The following is a 15,787-nucleotide window of genomic DNA, read 5'->3' as shown; positions in this document are numbered from 1 at the left end:
CCCACCATTTGAGGAGTGCAGCATGACCAAGCGCGTCCAGTACGACAATCACGGCACGACCGACGAACTCGAGGTCGTCGACGTCGAGTCCCCCACGGTCGGCCCGGGACAGGTGAGCGTCCAGGTCCGCTTCGCCGGCCTCAACCCGGTCGACCTCGCGATCCTCTCGGGAAGCTTCGGGTCCGGCAGCGGCACTCGCGGCCTCGGCATGGACTTCTCCGGTGTCGTCGCCGAGGTGGGCGACGGCGTCGAGGACTTCTCCCCCGGCGACCTCGTCTTCGGCGGCGTCCCCAACCAGTCGGAGGCCGACTACGTCCTCGTCAAGGATCCCGCCAAGCATCTCAACAAGATCCCCAAGGGACTGGGCACCGATGTCGCCGGCGGCCTCAACGTCGCCGGGAGCACCGCGGTCGCCGGCATCCGCGCGATCGCCCCGCAGGCCGGCGAGACGATCTTCGTCTCCGGCGCCTCGGGCGGGGTCGGCATCATCGCCGCCCAGCTCGCCCTCGGCCTCGGCGCCCGTGTCATCGGCACGACGAGCCCCGGCAACGTCCAGCTGCTCGACGGACTCGGCATCGACGCCGTCGAATACGGTCCCGAGCTCGAGGAGCGTCTGCGCGAAGCCGCCCCGGACGGCATCCAGGCCGCGTATTCGACGCGCGGCGAGGATGAGATCGAGATGCTCCTCGGCCTCGGCGTTCCCGCCGCGCGGATCAACTCGATCGCCGCCGGCCCGCAGGTCGCCGATAAGTACGGCGTCCACACCGACGGCCAGGCGAAGGCCCGCCGCGACGACCTCCCCTGGCTGGCGATGGCGATCGCCTACGGCCACGTCGTCGTGCCCATCGGCGGGGTGTTCGACCTCGACGACGTCCGCGCCGCCTACGGGTTCCTCACCGGCGGCCACCCCGTCGGGAAGGTGCTGCTGCGGATGGAGCCGAAGCCCTTCACCGCAGAGCAGACGGACTACCTCACACAGTGACGGCCGACCCCGGGGTCCGGTCCGCAGACACGCGCGCGGACCGGGCCCCGAGGCGTCTGCGCCCGTAGCCGATAAGCGCGACAGCGATCGCGACGGGCCAGACGAAGAACGGGATGTAGCAGGCCAGCAGGACGGCCCGCTCCCCCGCACTCATCCCCACATCGGGCGTCCAGCCGGGGACGACCCCGGTCCAGGCGAGGACGAACTTCACGAGCACGGACCCGATAAGCCCGAGCAGGACCACGGTGCCGATGCCGCCGACGATGAGCGGCACCAGGGGTGGGATCGTCCTCCCGCCGAGGCGGGGCACCCACCGCGGAACGACCTCGCCCCACGGCCGGATGAGTCCGAAGCCCGCCACGGCGACGAGCAGCGTGAGCACCTCGAGGCCGAGGACGTAGACGACGCCGCCAGCGGAGAACCGCACCTCGTCCGCGAGGCCGAATCCCACATCGAGACCGGCGAGCAGCGCGATCCGCCAAGCCACGCTCGGCAGCGGGAGCACGAGCGCGCCCCAGCCGGCGATGAGCGCCCAGCGGGGGATCTCTCGGTTCTGCGGCTCTCGGTTCCGTGGCTCTCGGCTCTGCGGCTCCCGGTTGCCTGACCGCCTGCCTTCTGGCTCCCCGTCCTCCGCCTCCCGCCTCGCCGGTTTTAAATCCTTCGTTCTAAAACTCATGCTCTAAAACTAGCTATGATCGGGTGCCATGGCAAGACCTGCGCGCTTCTCCGATGACGACATCCTCGACGGAGCCGCTCATGCGCTCTCCGTCAGCGGCCCCCGGGCGACGATCGCCGACGTCGCCCGGAGCATCGGCGGCCCGACGGGATCGATCTATCACCGCTTCCCCTCCCGTGACGATGTCTTCGCCCGCCTCTGGCTGCGTTCGATCGGCCGCTTCCACGTCGGCCTCCTCGCCGCGTACGACCTCGACGATCCGCACGAGGCCGTACGGGCCGCGGCGCGCCACATCCCGGCGTTCTGCCGCGCTCACCCCGAGGAGGCGCGTTCGATGCTCCTCTTCCGTCAGTCGGCACTCGCCGCCGAGGGCCCGCTCGGCGTCCGCGACGACGCCGCGCACATCAACGACGACATCGACGCGGCGATGGACGGCCTCCTCGCCCGGCGCTTCGGCGACCCGACGCCCCACCGGCGCGAACTCCTCTCGATGGGAACGCGCCTGGCCCCCTACGGCATCGTCCGCCCCTTCATCGGCACGGCGATCCCCGACTGGGTCGACGACGCTGTCGCCGCCTCCGCTGAGGCGATCGTCCGCCTCGGCGATCCCCCGCCCTGACCGGGACCCCGCGGATCTCGCGCCCCCGCCCCGACCGGCGCGGTCCCCACGCTCTGACCAGGACGCCGCGGATCATCTGCCCTGACCCGCCGGCCGATGTTCGGAATGTTCTCCCAGGGTCAGGCTGTTGAATGGAGACAACCCGAGTTGCGTCAAAGCGCAGCCTTCGGGTCGACCGGCATCGCGCCGGCCCGTGTCCGACAGCAGTGCACCAGAGAAGGAGAGCCACCATGGCCGTATCCGACAAGAAGATCGCATTCCTGCTCACCAACGGCGTCGAACAAGTCGAGCTGACGAGTCCGCGGACGGCACTCGATGAGGCGGGCGCGACGACCGTGATCATCTCGCCCTCGGAGAACACCCTGCAGGCGATGGAGAACGATTGGGACCACGGCGACACGTTCACCGTCGACGTGCCCGTCGCCGAGGCGAACGCCGACGACTACGACGCGCTCGTCCTGCCCGGCGGCACGATCAACGCCGACACCCTGCGCACCGATGAGGACGCCGTCGCACTCGTCAAGGCGTTCTTCGCCGCCGACAAGCCGGTGGCCGCGATCTGCCATGCCCCGTGGATCCTCGCGCAGGCCGACCTCGCGAAGGACCGGAAGCTCACGTCGTTCGAGTCGACGAAGGTCGATCTGGAGAACGCGGGAGCCGACTGGAGCGATTCCGAGGTCGTCGTCGACGGCAACCTCATCACCTCCCGCAACCCCGGCGATCTCGACGCGTTCAACGCCGCGATCGCCGATGCCCTCAAGTGAACCGGCTGGCGGATTGAGCTGAGCCAGCCGCCTCGGCGCGCGAACTCCCCGGGACCGCGGTTCCGGGGAGTTCGTCTGCGTTTCACCTCGGTGTGTCCGTGGACGCGCCACCTGCGCATATGATCATCACATGCGTGCTTCCTCCACCGGGCGTATGCCGTCCGGCGTCCTCTCCTGTCTGCTCACCGTTCTCCTCGTCGCCGTCTCCGGCGCGCTCACCGTCACCGTGCCCGCGCCGGCCGCGGCGGCCTATCCCACCGGCGGCGGCATCGGTGCGATGCACCGCTCGCTCGGCGGGGACACCGGACGGCTGGGCCCGGCGGTCAGCCCCGAGCGGTGCACGCTCAGGGACGGCGGGTGCTACCAGACGTTCAGGGCGGGCACGATCCATTGGACGAAGGCGACCGGGGCCCACGCGACGTGGGGTGCGATCCGCACGGCGTGGCAGAAGTCGGGCTGGGAGAACGGGCCGCTCGGTACCGACGAGCAACGAGTACAGGGCGGGTTCGGTGACCCGGCAGGACTTCGAGAACGGGCGCATCACGTGGACGAGCGCCGCCGGGGCGAAGATCGAGCTGACCACGGCGCCGTCGTCGTTCACCCTCAAGGGCTCCGGGTTCGGCCACGGGGTCGGGATGAGCCAGTACGGGGCCCGCGGGATGGCCGCCGCCGGCAAGAGCGCGACGCAGATCCTCGAGCACTACTACAACCCGGCGACGGTCACGCAGACCTCGGCGAACGCGAACTCCGACATCACCGTCCAGCTGCTCGCCGGGGAGAAGTCGGTGACGCTCACCCCGTCCGCGGGCCGCCTGCGGGTCAAGGTCGGGCGCACGACGGTCGAGTCGGGCTCGGCGATCACCGTCGAGCGGACGTCGTCGGGCAGAGTCAGGGCGAAGGTCGGGGGTCAGTCCTACGAGGGTTCGTGGATGACCGTCGAGTGGCAGAACACGCGCTACTGGTCGGGGTCGCAGGCGACGACGGTCGCGGTCAGCCGCGCCCAGTCGGGGTCGACGGGGACCTATCGGCACGGGAAGATCGAGATCCGGCAGCTGAAGAACGCGCTCAACGTCCTCGGCGTCATGCGGACGAACTCCGAGTACCTGCCGGGCATCGCCGAGGTCCCCGCGTCCTGGCAGTCGCCTGCGCTCGAGGCGCAGGCGATCGCCGCGCGGACGTATGCCTACCGCAATCTGGGGCCGCTCAAGGCCGACTGCGCGTGCAACGTCTACGACGAGGTCACCTCGCAGCACTTCAAGGGCTGGGCGCACGAGAACGCTCGCGAAAGCGGTCCTTGGCGCAGGGCCGTCCAGGCCACGCAGTCGGGATCGGGGGCGAACGTGAGGAACGCGAAGGTCGTCATGTACAAGGGTGCACTCATCGACGCCGTGTACTCCTCGTCCTCGGCGGGGGTGACGAACTCCGCCGCCGAGGTGTGGGGCAGCGATGTCCCCTACCTGCAGTCCCGTGACGATGCGGCGTCGAAGTCGAAAGCCGCCGGGAACCCGAATGCCGCGTGGACGGTGACGCCCTCGCAGGCGGCGATGGCGAAGGCATTCGGCCTGCCCGACGTCGCGACGGTGACGCTGACCCGGACGAAGGCGGGGCTCGTCACCTCGGCGAAGGCGACCTCGACGAAGGGGGCGACCGCGACCCGCTCCGGCGCCGAGCTGCGCAGTGCGCTCAAGCTGAAGTCCGCATCGTTCACCATGGGGTGAGCGGCGGGGTTCAGCACTGCCGGCGCTTGGCGTCCGGCGGAGACCGCTCCGGAGCGCCCACGCTCCCGAGCGGCTGAGCTTCGCGAGCTGCGGCGCGCGCAGGGACGGCCCGGCCGGCGGCTACCGGCTACCGGCTACCGGCTACCGGCTACCGGCTACCGGCTACCGAGCGAACGCTAGTGTGCACGCCACCCTGCGGGCCAAAAGTGAAAATGCAGGCGACTAGTCGTGGGGCAATTTTACTTTTGCCCGACATCTGCCCCGTGTCGCGCCTGCGCCGTGCCGATCGCAGCGTGTCGCCGCACCGACGCCGTGTGCCTCTGCAACGATGCCCCGTGTCGCGCGGGCACCCCGGCACGCAGAAGCCCCTCACCCGAATCTTCCCAGGTGAGGGGCTTGCGCTTGCTGGCGGAGGATAGGGGATTCGAACCCCTGAGGGCGTTAACCCAACCCGCGTTCCAGGCGAGCGCCATAGGCCACTAGGCGAATCCTCCGCGGATCAGCTTATCGGAGTCGTGACCGCAATGCGAAATCGCAGAGGCCCAGTGTGAACCATCACACGACCCGCAGGTGAACAGGCCGATCGCCCCCATCAGCCGCGGTTGCGAGCGCCCGTTCATGCTCGGCGACGACCTCGGCGCGCTTCTTCTCGATGCTGCCGTCCCTGATCCACCCGTGCAGCGTCTCCAGCCGCGCCCGGGTCACGGAGTCGACCGGCAGATACACCGACAGCGTCAGCCGCTGGTTCTCCTGCGCGATGAGCGTGGCCATCGTGAGGTTGAGGGTGCCGACGTAGGGGTTCTCGACGACCTTCGTCCGGCCCGGCGTCCGCCCGACATTGCCCGAATCCCACAGCGCTCGGAAGTCGGGGTACCGGCTCAGCCGCTCGAGCAGGGGACCCCACTCGGGGTCCTCGAGCGACTCGGCGTACGCCGCCCTCATCTTCGCGACGAGCAGCCGTTTGTGCTCGTCGATCGGCTGGAAGATCGAGGCCCACTCGGGGTTTTCGTACGCCTGGATGACGCAGTTGCGGTCGGCGGGGGCCACCTCGGCGAGATCGGTCGTGAGATACCGTTCGACCTCGTTGTACGCGCGGATCGTGTACGTCGGATCGGTGACCATCGCCGGCAGCGGCAGCACCTCGTCGAGCATCATCCGCAGCTGCTCGCCGACCTCCGAATCGCCGGGATTCGTCGCCCGATCCGGGTATCCGCCGAGGAGGAAGAGATGCGCGCGCTCCTCACGGTCGAGCAGCAGCGCCTCGGCGATCGCCTCGAGCACCGACTCGGAGGGGTGGACCTCCCTCCCCTGCTCGAGCCACGTGTACCAACTCGTGCCGATGTTCGCGAGCACCGCGACCTCTTCGCGCCGCAGACCCGGCACCCGCCGCCTCGTCCCCTTCGCCAGCCCGACATCGCAGGGCCGCACCCGATCGCGCCGCGACCGCAGGAACCGCCCCAGCTCACTTGTCCTCTCCTGTGCCATGCCCTCATTCTCCGCCCACTCCCCCGCCCGCATCCAGGTGGCGCGACCACCACCATGACCACGCCCTCCCACCTTGGTCACCGCGACCGAACAATGGGAGCATGAGAATCTCTCCCGGTGCCGCCACGGCAGAATCGAGTGCTCCCGTCCACAACGACAACCCCGCCGAGGCGACCGCCCCGACCGCATCGTCGACGCAGCCGCCATCGCGCCCCCAACCGACCGCGACCTCGGAGTCCGAGGCGACTCTGTGGCCGCTGCACGTCGGCGCGTTCCTCGCGACCTACATGTTCTCCGTCTCGAACATCGCGATCCCCGCCGTCAAGGCCGACCTCGGCGCCGGTGACTCCGCCTCCGCCCTCGTCGTCGGCCTGTTCTCCGCATCGTTCGCCGCGGGGCTCATCCTCAGCGGCCGCATCGGCGACCGCTTCGGCCGGCGTCGCCTCTTCACGATCGGCACCGCCGCCCTCGTCATCGTCTCCCTCGCCGTGGGTCTCGCTCCGACGACCGGTGCTCTCCTCGTCGCCCGCACCGGGCAGGGTCTGGCCGCGGCCTTGATGATGCCGCAGATCCTCGCAAGCATCCAGCACGCCCTCGCAGGTGCGGCGCGGCTGCGGGCGATCAGCCTCTTCGGGGCATTCTCAGGGGTCGGCACCGTCAGCGGTCAGGTCATCGGCGGCGGCCTCATCTCCCTCTTCGGTGCGGCGTGGGGCTGGCGCGCGGCATTCCTCAGCTGCGCCGTCGTCGCCCTCGCCGCGTTCCTCGGCTCTCTGAGGCTCACCGAGTCCCGGACTCCTCATCCGGTGCCGCTCGACCTCCGCGGCGCGGGACTGCTCGGCATCGGCATGCTCTGCCTCGTCATCGGCCTCGCCCTGGGACCGGTGACCGGCTGGCTGCCGCTGCCCGTGATCCTCCTCGTCACGGCCGTCCTCGCCCTCGGCGCCTTCGTCGCCTGGCAGGCCCGCGCCGAGGCGACCGACCGCCATCCGCTCATCCCTCCGCAGGTCGTGCGCATGCCGGCGGCATGGGTCGGCATGGTCATGTCGTTCGTCTTCTTCGGCGGGTTCGGCACCTTCATGTACAACTTCGCGCAGACGAGCCAGACCGGTCACCACGACCCCGCCTACATCTCCGGGCTCACCCTGGGCCTCTTCGCCGCGGCCTTCCTCCTCACCTCGCTCGCCGTCCCCCGCGTCGTCCGGCGGCTCACCGGCCCGGGCACGATGCTGCTCGGCACGCTGCTCCAGGTCATCGGCCTGCTCGGGGTGGCCTGGGCAGCCGCGGCCGCCGGCGAGGCCTTCAATCTGTGGATCCAGCTCCCCTCGATCTTCCTCGGCGTCGGTCAGGCGCTGCAGTTCGGTCCGCTCGTCGGCACGGTCGTCAGCGCCGTGCCCGACCGGGTGGCGGGCCTGAGCGGCGGACTCATCGCGACGATGCAGCAGGCGGGCATCGCCGTGGGTGTCGCCCTCCTCGGTGCGCTCTTCCACGCGGTGGCGGCCGGCTTCGGCTTCGACACGGCTTTCGCCGTCGCGAGCCTCGCCCAGATCGGAATGAGCGTGATCTTCGGCATCGGCGCCCTCGTCCTGCTCCGTGAAGCGAGGCGGACGATCACAGCCTGAGCGCACCGGCTCGAAACCGCCGCGAGCCCGGACCGATCGTCTCGGTCCGGGCTCGCAGCAGTCACCGGGCGTATGGCTCCCGTCGCCCGGCGGTTGGCTCCCGCCGCGCGCTACGCCCTGATGGCGTCGATGATGCGCACCCGCATCGCCACGAGCGCGGGGACGAGTCCGGCGAGCGCCCCGATCCCGATCGACACGAGCATGCCGACGACGACTGCGGAGAACGGCACCTGCGGGGTGACCATGCCGTCGAAGAGCACCTGCCCGACGATCGGGGCCTTGAGCACGAGGACGGCGATGAGCACGCCGATCGCGCCGGCCACGGTCGTCGCGACGACGCTCTCCATCATCACGGAGAAGAAGATCCGCCGGCTCGTCGCGCCGAAGGAGCGGCGGATGCCGATCTCCCTGATCCGCTGCTGGATCGTCACCATCGAGATGTTGATGAGCCCGAGCATGCCCATGAAGAGGATGAGGATGCTGATGGCGAGCAGGACGTTCTGCACGGGGCCGAGCGCGCCGGCGGCATCCTCGGCGAAATCGCTGCGATAGCTGTCGATGGTGTACCCGGGGAGCTGCCGCTTGAGGTCGGAGGTGACCTGCTTGCTCAGCTGCTGCGCGACGTCCGGGGGCAGCCACATCTCGAACTCGGTGGGACGGGAGACCGTCGGTCCGAACTTCTCCGCCTGCGCGCTCAGCGCGTAGAAGGTGCCCATCTCCGCATAGCTCGGGCTGGCGACCGACCCGATGACGGTGGCCACTCCCGCCTGATGCCCGGGCAGGTCGACGGTCGCAGGAAGCGCACCGGCGTCGAGGCCGTACTGGTCGAGGAACACCTGATCGGCGACGATCGCCGGGGCCATGTTCTCGGCGTCGGCTGCGGTGAACCATCGTCCGTGCTCGACCCGCACCCTGTGCATGACCTCGTAGTCGGCATCGACGATGGTCAGCGTCGCGTCGATGCTGCCCGTCGGGCTCTGCAGCCGCAGGTCCGACTGCCCGGTCGCCGACACGTAGTCGATGTCGAACCGGCTCTGGGTCTTTTCGATCGCGTCGGAGATCTTCTCCGCGTCTGCCGAACTCGTCTCGCCGCTGGGGCTGATCACCGAGAACATGTACGTCGAATCACGACCGCCAGAGCGCTCGAAGTCGTCGACGAGTCCCTTCTGCATCATGTTGCCGAAGCCGACGACGAGGGTGAGGCCGCAGACGGCGACCCCGACGCCGATGAGCGACATGAGGACCCGGACCTTGTGGACGCGCAGCTCCTGCCAGGCCTCGACGATCGAGGCGAGGAATGCTGAGATCATCGGGCACCTCCTGCCGCCGGCGCGCCGGAGAGCGCCTGCGCCGTCGCGTCGTTGCGGATCGCCTGGAGTTCGCCCCGGTGGAGGGCGTAGCGGCGGGAGGCCATGTTCGCGATGCTGAGGTCGTGGGTGATCGTGATGAGCGCGGCACCCGACTCGCGGGTGATGCCGTCGAGGAGGCCCATGACGGTCCTGCCGGTCTCGACGTCGAGGGCGCCGGTCGGCTCATCGGCGAGGACGAGCTTGGGCCGGCGCACGAGGGCGCGGGCGATCGCAACCCGCTGCTGCTCGCCGCCGGAGAGCCGGTTCGGCTTCGCATCGATCCGGTCGCCGAGACCGAGCCGCTCGAGCATCTCGGAAGCGATCCTCCGCCGGTTCCGGAATTCGCTGCCGGTGCCGTACATGAGCGGCGCCTCGACGTTCTCGACGGCGGTGCGGCCGGGCAGAAGGTTGAACTGCTGGAAGACGAAGCCGATGTCCCGGCCTCTCATCTTCGCCGCGCGATTGCGGGGAATCGACTGCACCGGCTCCCCGTTGAAGTCCATCTCCCCTGCCGTCGGCAGGTCGAGGAGGCCGAGGATGTTGAGCAGCGTCGATTTGCCGGTGCCCGAACGCCCGACGATGCCGATGTGCTCACCCGGCCGGACGTCGAGGTTGATGTCGGAGAGGATCGTCAGCAGCGTGCCCTCACCGATGGGCACGGTGCGCGCGACGTGGCGCAGCGAGAGCAGGGGCGCCGAGGCGGCCGTGGACTCCTCTGTCATTGGTGCGGTTCCGGGCGGGGCGGGGATGTCTGGCGTCGCCCCCATCAGAAGTCGAACTCTTCGCCGCCGGACATGTCGTCCTCGTCCTCGGGTTCGGCGCCGGGAACGAACTCCTCGATCTCCTCACCCTCCTCGAGACCGGACTTGACCTCGACCATCGCGCCGTCGTTGAGACCGAGCTCGACCGGACGCTCCTCCTGGCTGCCGTCCTCGCCGACGACCCAGACCGTGCCGGAGTCGGTGACTCCGCGCACCGCGGTGACGGGGACGACGAGGACGTCGTCGGCACTGCCCGCCTCGACGGTCATCGTCAGGGCGAGTCCGTTGTAGACCGTCTGCTTGTCCGGGATGCCGCAGATGAGCTTCGGCCCGTCTCCGGAACCGGCGGCTCCTGCCCCGCCGTCCTCGGGCATGGTGCCGTCCTCGGCACCGGCGTCCTCGGGCTTCGGGGCGCTCTTGACCGAGGACCCCTGGTCGAGGCGCAGGGCCGTGCAGTCGAAGGGTTCGGGCCCGTCGGTGATGGCGATCGATGCGGTCTCCGGGAGCTTCGGCACCCGGTAGAGGTCGACGGCGGGGATGTCGGCCTGGGCGGTGAAGGAGTCCTTGAGCAGCTGCGTGACCTCGGTGTCGGCGGTCACGGTGTCGTTCTTCTCGACCGCGAAGTCGCCGACGGTGCCGTCGTCGGGAGCGACGACCGTGTGATAGCTCGGCTTGGGCGCCGGGGCCGCGGGAGCCTCCTGCCCGTCGCCTGCGCCGTCGGCAGCGTCACCGGCGGCCGCCTCGGCGGGCTGACCTTCGCTTCTCACCTGGAACAGCTGGGCGCCCTTGAGCACCTCGTCGCCGGGTTTGACGAAGAAGTGGTTGACGGTGCCCTCACGTCCGGCCTTGACCGCGGTCGGCTTGTCGACGGCGATGGAGCCCTTGAGCTCGAGGGTGTTGGCGATCGATCCGCGTTCGGCGAAGACCGAGGAGCCGACCGGCTCACCCGTCGCCGAGGCGGCGTCGAAGCCGTCCTCGGGCGCCGGTTTGAAGGCGATCCAGGCGAGGATCGCGGCGATGACGACGAGGACGAAGAGGAAGGCGCTGGGCAGGATGACGCGGCGGAAGATCTGCATGGTTCCTTAGACGGCGGGGATCGGGGACGGGGATCGACGGGAGGGACACTCCACCCTACGCAGAGGTCACACCATCTGCAGTTGCGGCGGGGTCACGAGGTGATAACACTGTGGTCTCGGCCGGTGACGTCGCCCACACGCGCAGAGGAGACACCTCGCCGGAAAAGTTTCTCGAAGTTTTCCTCGCCACCCTGTCGATCCGCTCTAGGCTTGTTCGACGTAGTGCATGAGAGGTCTCGACCGGGACTCTCCGAGGTTCATCTGACTGCTAGGAGTCATCATGAAGTACATGCTCATCATGCGGGCCGTCGACCAGGCCGCCGTCGACGCCTTCGAACAGGCCGATTTCAACGAGGTCATCGCCGCCATGGGACGGTACAACGAATCGATGATCGAGGCCGGTGTCCTCGCCGACGGCGCCGGGCTCACCGACGCCTCGGAGGGCGCGGTCGTCGACTTCAGCGAGGACGATCCCGTCGTCACCGACGGGCCCTACGGGGAGCTGCGTGAGCTCTTCAACGGATTCTGGATGGTCGAGGTCTCCTCGCAGGAGGAGGCCGTCGAATGGGCCAAGCGCGCACCGTTGAGCGCCGGCTCCCAGATCGAGGTCCGCCGCGTCACCGGGCCCGATGACTTCCCTCAGGACAACGAATGGGTGCAGAAGGAACAGGAGTGGATCGCCGAGGGCCGGCTCGCCGGGAACTGATGTCCCCACCGGAGACCGCGGCGCCGACTGCCGGCGGTACCGACCGCGACCACCGGAGCACCGCCGAGGCGGCGGCTCGGGTGGTCGCGGCGACGTGGCGGATCGAGGCGGCGAAGATCATCGCGTCCCTGACCCGCCATGTCGGCGATTTCGGGTTCGCCGAGGATCTCGCGCAGGAGGCCGTGGCCGAGGCGCTGAGTGCGTGGCCGGAGGCGGGGATCCCCGCGAACCCCGCCGGCTGGCTGATGACCGTGGCCAAACGCCGGGCGATCGACACGTGGCGGCGGCAGGAGCGCTTCGCCGAGCGGATCGCCGCCCTCGGAGAGGATCTCGAGGACGAGCAGGAGACGACGGCGACCGCCCTGCCGTGGGATCCCGATGCCATCGACGACGACGTGCTGCGCCTCATCTTCATCTCGTGCCATCCCGTGCTCTCCCGGGAGGCGCAGCTCGCGCTCACCCTCCGGGTCGTCGGCGGGCTGACGAGCGAGGAGATCGCCCGGGCGTTCCTCCTTCCCGTTCCGACGATCCAGCAGCGCATCGTCCGCGCGAAGAAGGCGCTGGCCGCCGCCGAGGTCCCCTTCGAGCTGCCGCCGGCGAACGCCTGGCCGGGCCGGATCACCGGGGTGCTCGCCGTCCTCTATCTCATGTTCTCCGAGGCCACGTGGCGACCTCGGGTCCGGACTGGATGAAGCCGGAGCTGTCGCTCGATGCCCTGCGACTGACCCGCATCACCGCGGGTCTCCTGCCGCGGGAGGCCGAGGTCCACGGACTCGTCGCCCTCATGGCGCTGACGGCCGCGCGCTTCCCCGCCCGGCTCGGCCCCGACCGCGAACCCGTCCTTCTGGCCGACCAGGACCGCACGCGCTGGGATCGGTCGCTCATCCGCCTCGGCGAGGCCTCGCTGACGACGGCGCTGACCCTGCGCGAGACCCGCGGAACGTACACGCTGCAGGCGGAGATCGCCGCCGTCCATGCGCGAGCGCGGACGCTCGCGGACACGGACTGGGAGCGCATCGCCGCCCTCTACGGCGACCTCGAACTGGCCGCTCCGTCGGCGATCACGACGCTCAACCGGGCGATCGCCCTCGCTGAGGCCCACGGCCCCGAGGCGGGGCTCGAGTACATCGCCGACCGGGGCGTGACCGCGGCGCTGCCGAGGTTCCATCATGTGCCGAGCGTGCGCGGTGAGCTCCTCGCCCGGGCCGGACGGAGCGCCGAGGCGGTGGCCGAGTTCGAGCGGGCGGCCGCGCTGGCGACGAACGACCGGGAGCGGGAGGTGCTGCTGGCGAAGGCGCGCCGGCTGCAGTGATCGACCTCGCACGCGCTCATTTTGTCCGCAGCCCGCGACCTCGCCTAGACTGGTCGGTGGCTCCCCGTGCGGCGTCATCTTGTGAACTCCCCCAGGGCCGGAAGGCAGCAAGGGTAAGCGAGCTCTGGCGGGTGCACGGGGAGTCCTTCGATTCCCCTCCACATCACGATTCCACAACTCCCTGACGCACCGATTCCCCAGGTGAGAGGCGTTAAGCGGAATTCCACGCGGGCTTTGTCACGCATTCTCAATACTTTCGTGATTTCGCATCAATAGCATTGATTCCGCTCCCCTTCTCTGTCTTCCGAACGAGGTTCCCTGTTTTGTCACGCACGAAGATCTCCGGGGCGATCGCCGCCGTCTCCGCTCTGGCCCTCCTCGCCGCCTGCACCCCGTCGAGCTCCGACCCCTCTGACACCCGTGAGGACTCGACGTCCGCCGAGGTCTCCCCCGCACCCGAGTTCCGCATCGGCACCGTCGCCGACAGCGCTGCCTCCGAAGCGGATGACTCCGCCGAGGCGGACGGTTCCGAGGCGAGCGCCTCCCCGACCGCGACCGGCAGTTCCGTCGGCGAGACCGTGCAGACCGGTGCCGACATCGACGTCGACTCCGGCAAGCGCCTCGTCCTCAGCGTCGACGGCGCGGTGCTCAAGGACGTCAGCCTCGTCGATCCCGACCACCCGAGGATCGCCGTCGATCCCGGCACCTTCGTCGACGCCGCCGGCACGGAACTCGAGAGCGAAGGCGACCCGACCGCCGGGGGACTCACCTCACCGGAGGACACGGACGCGCCGTCCCCGTCGGCCACCTCGGCGCCGGAGTCGTCGGAGAGCCCGTCGACCGCCTCGGCGCCGAATGACGCCGACACCGTGACGGCACCGGACAGCGCAGCGGGGTGGACCTCGGACTTCGATCTCGTCGCCGACAGCACGTACGAGGTGAGCGCGACGGCGACGACGCCCGATGGCAAGGACCACGACTTCGAGGCCACGGCCACGGTCGCTGCGGCCGACGGTGAGCCGATGACGATGCGCACCGTGCTCTCCGACGACCAGACCGTCGGGGTCGCAGCGCCCATCGTCCTCACCTTCGGGTCGACGGTCGCGAAGGAGTACCGGGACGATGTCGAGCATCGGCTCTCCGTCGACGTCACCGACGAGGACGGGAAGAAGCGCGAGGTCGAAGGGTCGTGGGCATGGCTGCCGAACGATCCGGAGTCGCGTCTCCACTTCCGCCCGAAGGAGTACTGGCCCGCGTACTCGAAGGTCTCCGTCGATGCGCCGGTGAAGAACGTGCCGATGGCCGATGGCCGCATCGGCGCCAATGATCTCACCCTGGATTTCGAGATCGGCCGTGAGCAGGTCACCGAGGCGAGCGCGAAGACCCATCGCATGACGGTCACCCGCGACGGCAAGGAGGTCATGGACTTCCCGACGTCGCTCGGCTCGGCGAAGGCGCCGTCGTACAACGGCACGCATGTCGTCATGTCGAAGCACGCGAACTACACGATGACCTCGGCGCGGTGGGGCTACACGACCCCGGTGCAGTGGGCCGTGCGGATCCACAACAACGGCGAGTTCGTCCATGCCGCCCCGTGGTCGGCCGGCGTCCAGGGGTCGCAGAACGTCTCCCACGGGTGCATCAACTTAACGACGCAGCGGGCGAAGGAGTACTACGACTCCGCGATCTACGGGGATCCGGTCATCATCAAGGACTCCTCGGTCGACCTGTCGACCGAGGACAGCGACATCTCGGACTGGGTGTACTCCTGGGACGAATGGAAGAAGCTGAGCGCGCTGAGCTGATGTCCGACGACAGTACCGCAGGCCGCGCTTTCCGGATCGAGTTCAGCACCCGTTTCGGCACGATGTGGGCGATGTCGGGGGCCTCGGTCCTCGAGGGCCGGATCGCCGGCTACCTGCTCCTCGACTCCTCCGGCGGGGTGACCGCGGCCGAGCTGACCGAGGCCCTCGGCATCAGTGCGGGCACCGTGTCGACGGCGACCCGCCGCCTCGTCGACTCCGGCTTCGTCCGCCGGGTGCGCCGTCCGGGGACCCGGGCGGACCGGTTCATCATGGACGAGGATGTGTGGGCGGGCTTCCTCGAGCGCGAGTATGCCTACCTGCGCGCCCAGCGCAGCCTTGCCGCCTCGGCGCTCGAGCGCGTCGCCCCGGGCACGGACGCCCATGCCCGGGTGACGAACATGCACGACTACATGTCGTGGCTCATCGACGACGTCGACCTCGCTGCGGCGTGGGAGACGCACAAAGCCGCGCTCACGCAAGCGCGATCCCCTCGAGCTCGACGAGCTGGCCGGGCACCGCAAGCCGACTGACCTCGAGCATCGTCGTCGTGGGGGCGACGCCTGCCGCGGCGAGGCGCCCGGCGAGCTCCCCGTAGTGCGGGAAGAGCCCGTCGATGTCGGTCGTGTGGACGTTGAGCTGCACAAGATCGCTCAACCCCATGCCCGCTGCGGCGAGGACGGCTTCGACATTGTCGAGGCTGAGGCGCAGCTGTGCGGCGATGTCGCCCTCATGCTGGGGTCGGCCCTCGGCGTCCATGGCCGTCTGACCGGAGATGAAGAGGGTGCGGGCGGGCCCGGTGACAAGCTCGCCCTGATTGAAGCCGAGCTCGTCGACCAGGTGACGGGATTGACTGCCGTGCGGTCCATCGTTCCTCCTGAAGGTGGGTGTGAGGACGCCGTGGTCGACGCCCCGTCC

At 69.5% G+C, this 15,787-nt stretch carries 15 protein-coding genes, 1 tRNA gene, 1 other RNA gene and 2 pseudogenes; 12 read left to right on the top strand and 7 right to left on the bottom strand.

The features are described 5' to 3' along the window. The first annotated feature begins 22 nt into the window (after positions 1-22). Entirely contained in the window at positions 23-982 is a 960-nt protein-coding gene (locus AC2W7K_RS11885; RefSeq protein ID WP_198500641.1) for an NADP-dependent oxidoreductase, read from the top strand. Here the strand turns inward: AC2W7K_RS11885 and AC2W7K_RS11880 are convergent. Continuing rightward, positions 972-1,658 carry a hypothetical protein gene (locus AC2W7K_RS11880; protein ID WP_198500640.1) on the bottom strand — a complete coding sequence of 229 codons (687 nt, stop codon included), beginning with the start codon at positions 1,656-1,658 and terminating at the stop codon, positions 972-974. The two genes, AC2W7K_RS11885 and AC2W7K_RS11880, sit on opposite strands and share 11 nt — an antisense overlap. Positions 1,659-1,686: 28 nt before the next feature. Between AC2W7K_RS11880 and AC2W7K_RS11875 the strand changes: the two genes are divergently transcribed. The 4 genes and pseudogenes from AC2W7K_RS11875 to AC2W7K_RS11860 all read left to right on the top strand — a co-directional run bounded on the left by AC2W7K_RS11875 (position 1,687) and on the right by AC2W7K_RS11860 (position 4,759). After that, entirely contained in the window at positions 1,687-2,277 is a 591-nt protein-coding gene (locus tag AC2W7K_RS11875; RefSeq protein ID WP_198500639.1) for a TetR/AcrR family transcriptional regulator, read from the top strand. A 230-nt stretch (positions 2,278-2,507) separates the two neighbouring features. Continuing rightward, on the top strand, positions 2,508-3,041 hold the full coding sequence (locus AC2W7K_RS11870) for a type 1 glutamine amidotransferase domain-containing protein (protein WP_198500638.1): 534 nt from the start codon (positions 2,508-2,510) through the stop codon (positions 3,039-3,041). Between the two features lie 130 nt (positions 3,042-3,171). Continuing rightward, a pseudogene (locus AC2W7K_RS11865) lies at positions 3,172-3,450 on the top strand (LGFP repeat-containing protein); the annotation flags it as partial. A gap of 100 nt (positions 3,451-3,550) precedes the next feature. Continuing rightward, positions 3,551-4,759 carry a SpoIID/LytB domain-containing protein gene (locus tag AC2W7K_RS11860; RefSeq protein ID WP_486006218.1) on the top strand — a complete coding sequence of 403 codons (1,209 nt, stop codon included), beginning with the start codon at positions 3,551-3,553 and terminating at the stop codon, positions 4,757-4,759. 406 nt (positions 4,760-5,165) lie between these two features. On the opposite strand, the gene AC2W7K_RS11855 is transcribed toward AC2W7K_RS11860, so the two are convergent. After that, positions 5,166-5,253, bottom strand: a tRNA-Ser gene (locus tag AC2W7K_RS11855). Positions 5,254-5,314: 61 nt separating this feature from the next. Continuing rightward, positions 5,315-6,244: a helix-turn-helix transcriptional regulator gene (locus AC2W7K_RS11850; RefSeq protein ID WP_198500637.1), complete on the bottom strand. Its 930-nt coding sequence runs from the start codon at positions 6,242-6,244 to the stop codon at positions 5,315-5,317. Between the two features lie 101 nt (positions 6,245-6,345). Here AC2W7K_RS11850 and AC2W7K_RS11845 point away from each other — a divergent pair, with 101 nt between their 5' ends. After that, positions 6,346-7,863, top strand: coding sequence for an MFS transporter (locus AC2W7K_RS11845; protein WP_198500636.1), 1,518 nt, complete (start codon positions 6,346-6,348; stop codon positions 7,861-7,863). A 110-nt stretch (positions 7,864-7,973) separates the two neighbouring features. Here the strand turns inward: AC2W7K_RS11845 and AC2W7K_RS11840 are convergent, their stop codons facing one another. The 3 genes from AC2W7K_RS11840 to AC2W7K_RS11830 are packed head-to-tail and all read right to left on the bottom strand — an operon-like array spanning position 7,974 to position 11,049. After that, positions 7,974-9,173: an ABC transporter permease gene (locus AC2W7K_RS11840; protein WP_198500635.1), complete on the bottom strand. Its 1,200-nt coding sequence runs from the start codon at positions 9,171-9,173 to the stop codon at positions 7,974-7,976. Further along, entirely contained in the window at positions 9,170-9,934 is a 765-nt protein-coding gene (locus AC2W7K_RS11835) for an ABC transporter ATP-binding protein (protein ID WP_198500634.1), read from the bottom strand. Before AC2W7K_RS11835 ends, AC2W7K_RS11840 begins: the two co-directional genes overlap by 4 nt. Before the next feature lie 44 nt (positions 9,935-9,978). Next, on the bottom strand, positions 9,979-11,049 hold the full coding sequence (locus AC2W7K_RS11830) for an efflux RND transporter periplasmic adaptor subunit (protein ID WP_198500633.1): 1,071 nt from the start codon (positions 11,047-11,049) through the stop codon (positions 9,979-9,981). A 280-nt stretch (positions 11,050-11,329) separates the two neighbouring features. On the opposite strand from AC2W7K_RS11830, the gene AC2W7K_RS11825 reads away from it, so the two are divergent. The 6 genes from AC2W7K_RS11825 to AC2W7K_RS11800 all read left to right on the top strand — a co-directional run bounded on the left by AC2W7K_RS11825 (position 11,330) and on the right by AC2W7K_RS11800 (position 15,402). After that, positions 11,330-11,755, top strand: a complete 426-nt coding sequence (locus AC2W7K_RS11825; RefSeq protein ID WP_198500632.1) for a YciI family protein — start codon at positions 11,330-11,332, stop codon at positions 11,753-11,755. Continuing rightward, positions 11,755-12,447: an RNA polymerase sigma factor gene (locus tag AC2W7K_RS11820; protein WP_486006217.1), complete on the top strand. Its 693-nt coding sequence runs from the start codon at positions 11,755-11,757 to the stop codon at positions 12,445-12,447. Before AC2W7K_RS11825 ends, AC2W7K_RS11820 begins: the two co-directional genes overlap by 1 nt. Continuing rightward, complete coding sequence (locus AC2W7K_RS11815; protein ID WP_486006216.1) at positions 12,444-13,067, top strand: DUF6596 domain-containing protein; 624 nt, start codon at positions 12,444-12,446, stop codon at positions 13,065-13,067. The genes AC2W7K_RS11820 and AC2W7K_RS11815 overlap by 4 nt, the downstream gene beginning before the upstream one ends. Before the next feature lie 55 nt (positions 13,068-13,122). Further along, positions 13,123-13,218, top strand: an RNA gene (gene ffs / locus AC2W7K_RS11810) — signal recognition particle sRNA small type. A gap of 172 nt (positions 13,219-13,390) precedes the next feature. Beyond that, a complete protein-coding gene (locus AC2W7K_RS11805) occupies positions 13,391-14,872 on the top strand; it encodes a L,D-transpeptidase (protein WP_198500630.1) in 1,482 nt (493 codons plus the stop codon). Then, positions 14,872-15,402 carry a GbsR/MarR family transcriptional regulator gene (locus tag AC2W7K_RS11800; RefSeq protein WP_211978049.1) on the top strand — a complete coding sequence of 177 codons (531 nt, stop codon included), beginning with the start codon at positions 14,872-14,874 and terminating at the stop codon, positions 15,400-15,402. Before AC2W7K_RS11805 ends, AC2W7K_RS11800 begins: the two co-directional genes overlap by 1 nt. Here the strand turns inward: AC2W7K_RS11800 and AC2W7K_RS11795 are convergent. Beyond that, a pseudogene (locus AC2W7K_RS11795) lies at positions 15,344-15,738 on the bottom strand (RidA family protein). The gene AC2W7K_RS11800 and the pseudogene AC2W7K_RS11795 sit on opposite strands and share 59 nt — an antisense overlap. Positions 15,739-15,787 lie beyond the last annotated feature (49 nt).

The sequence above is a fragment of the Brevibacterium sp. LAARM2_SD2 genome, assembly GCF_057364785.1.
The sequence above is the reverse complement of the archived record's forward strand: the minus strand, read 5'-3'. Positions and strand labels throughout refer to the sequence as shown.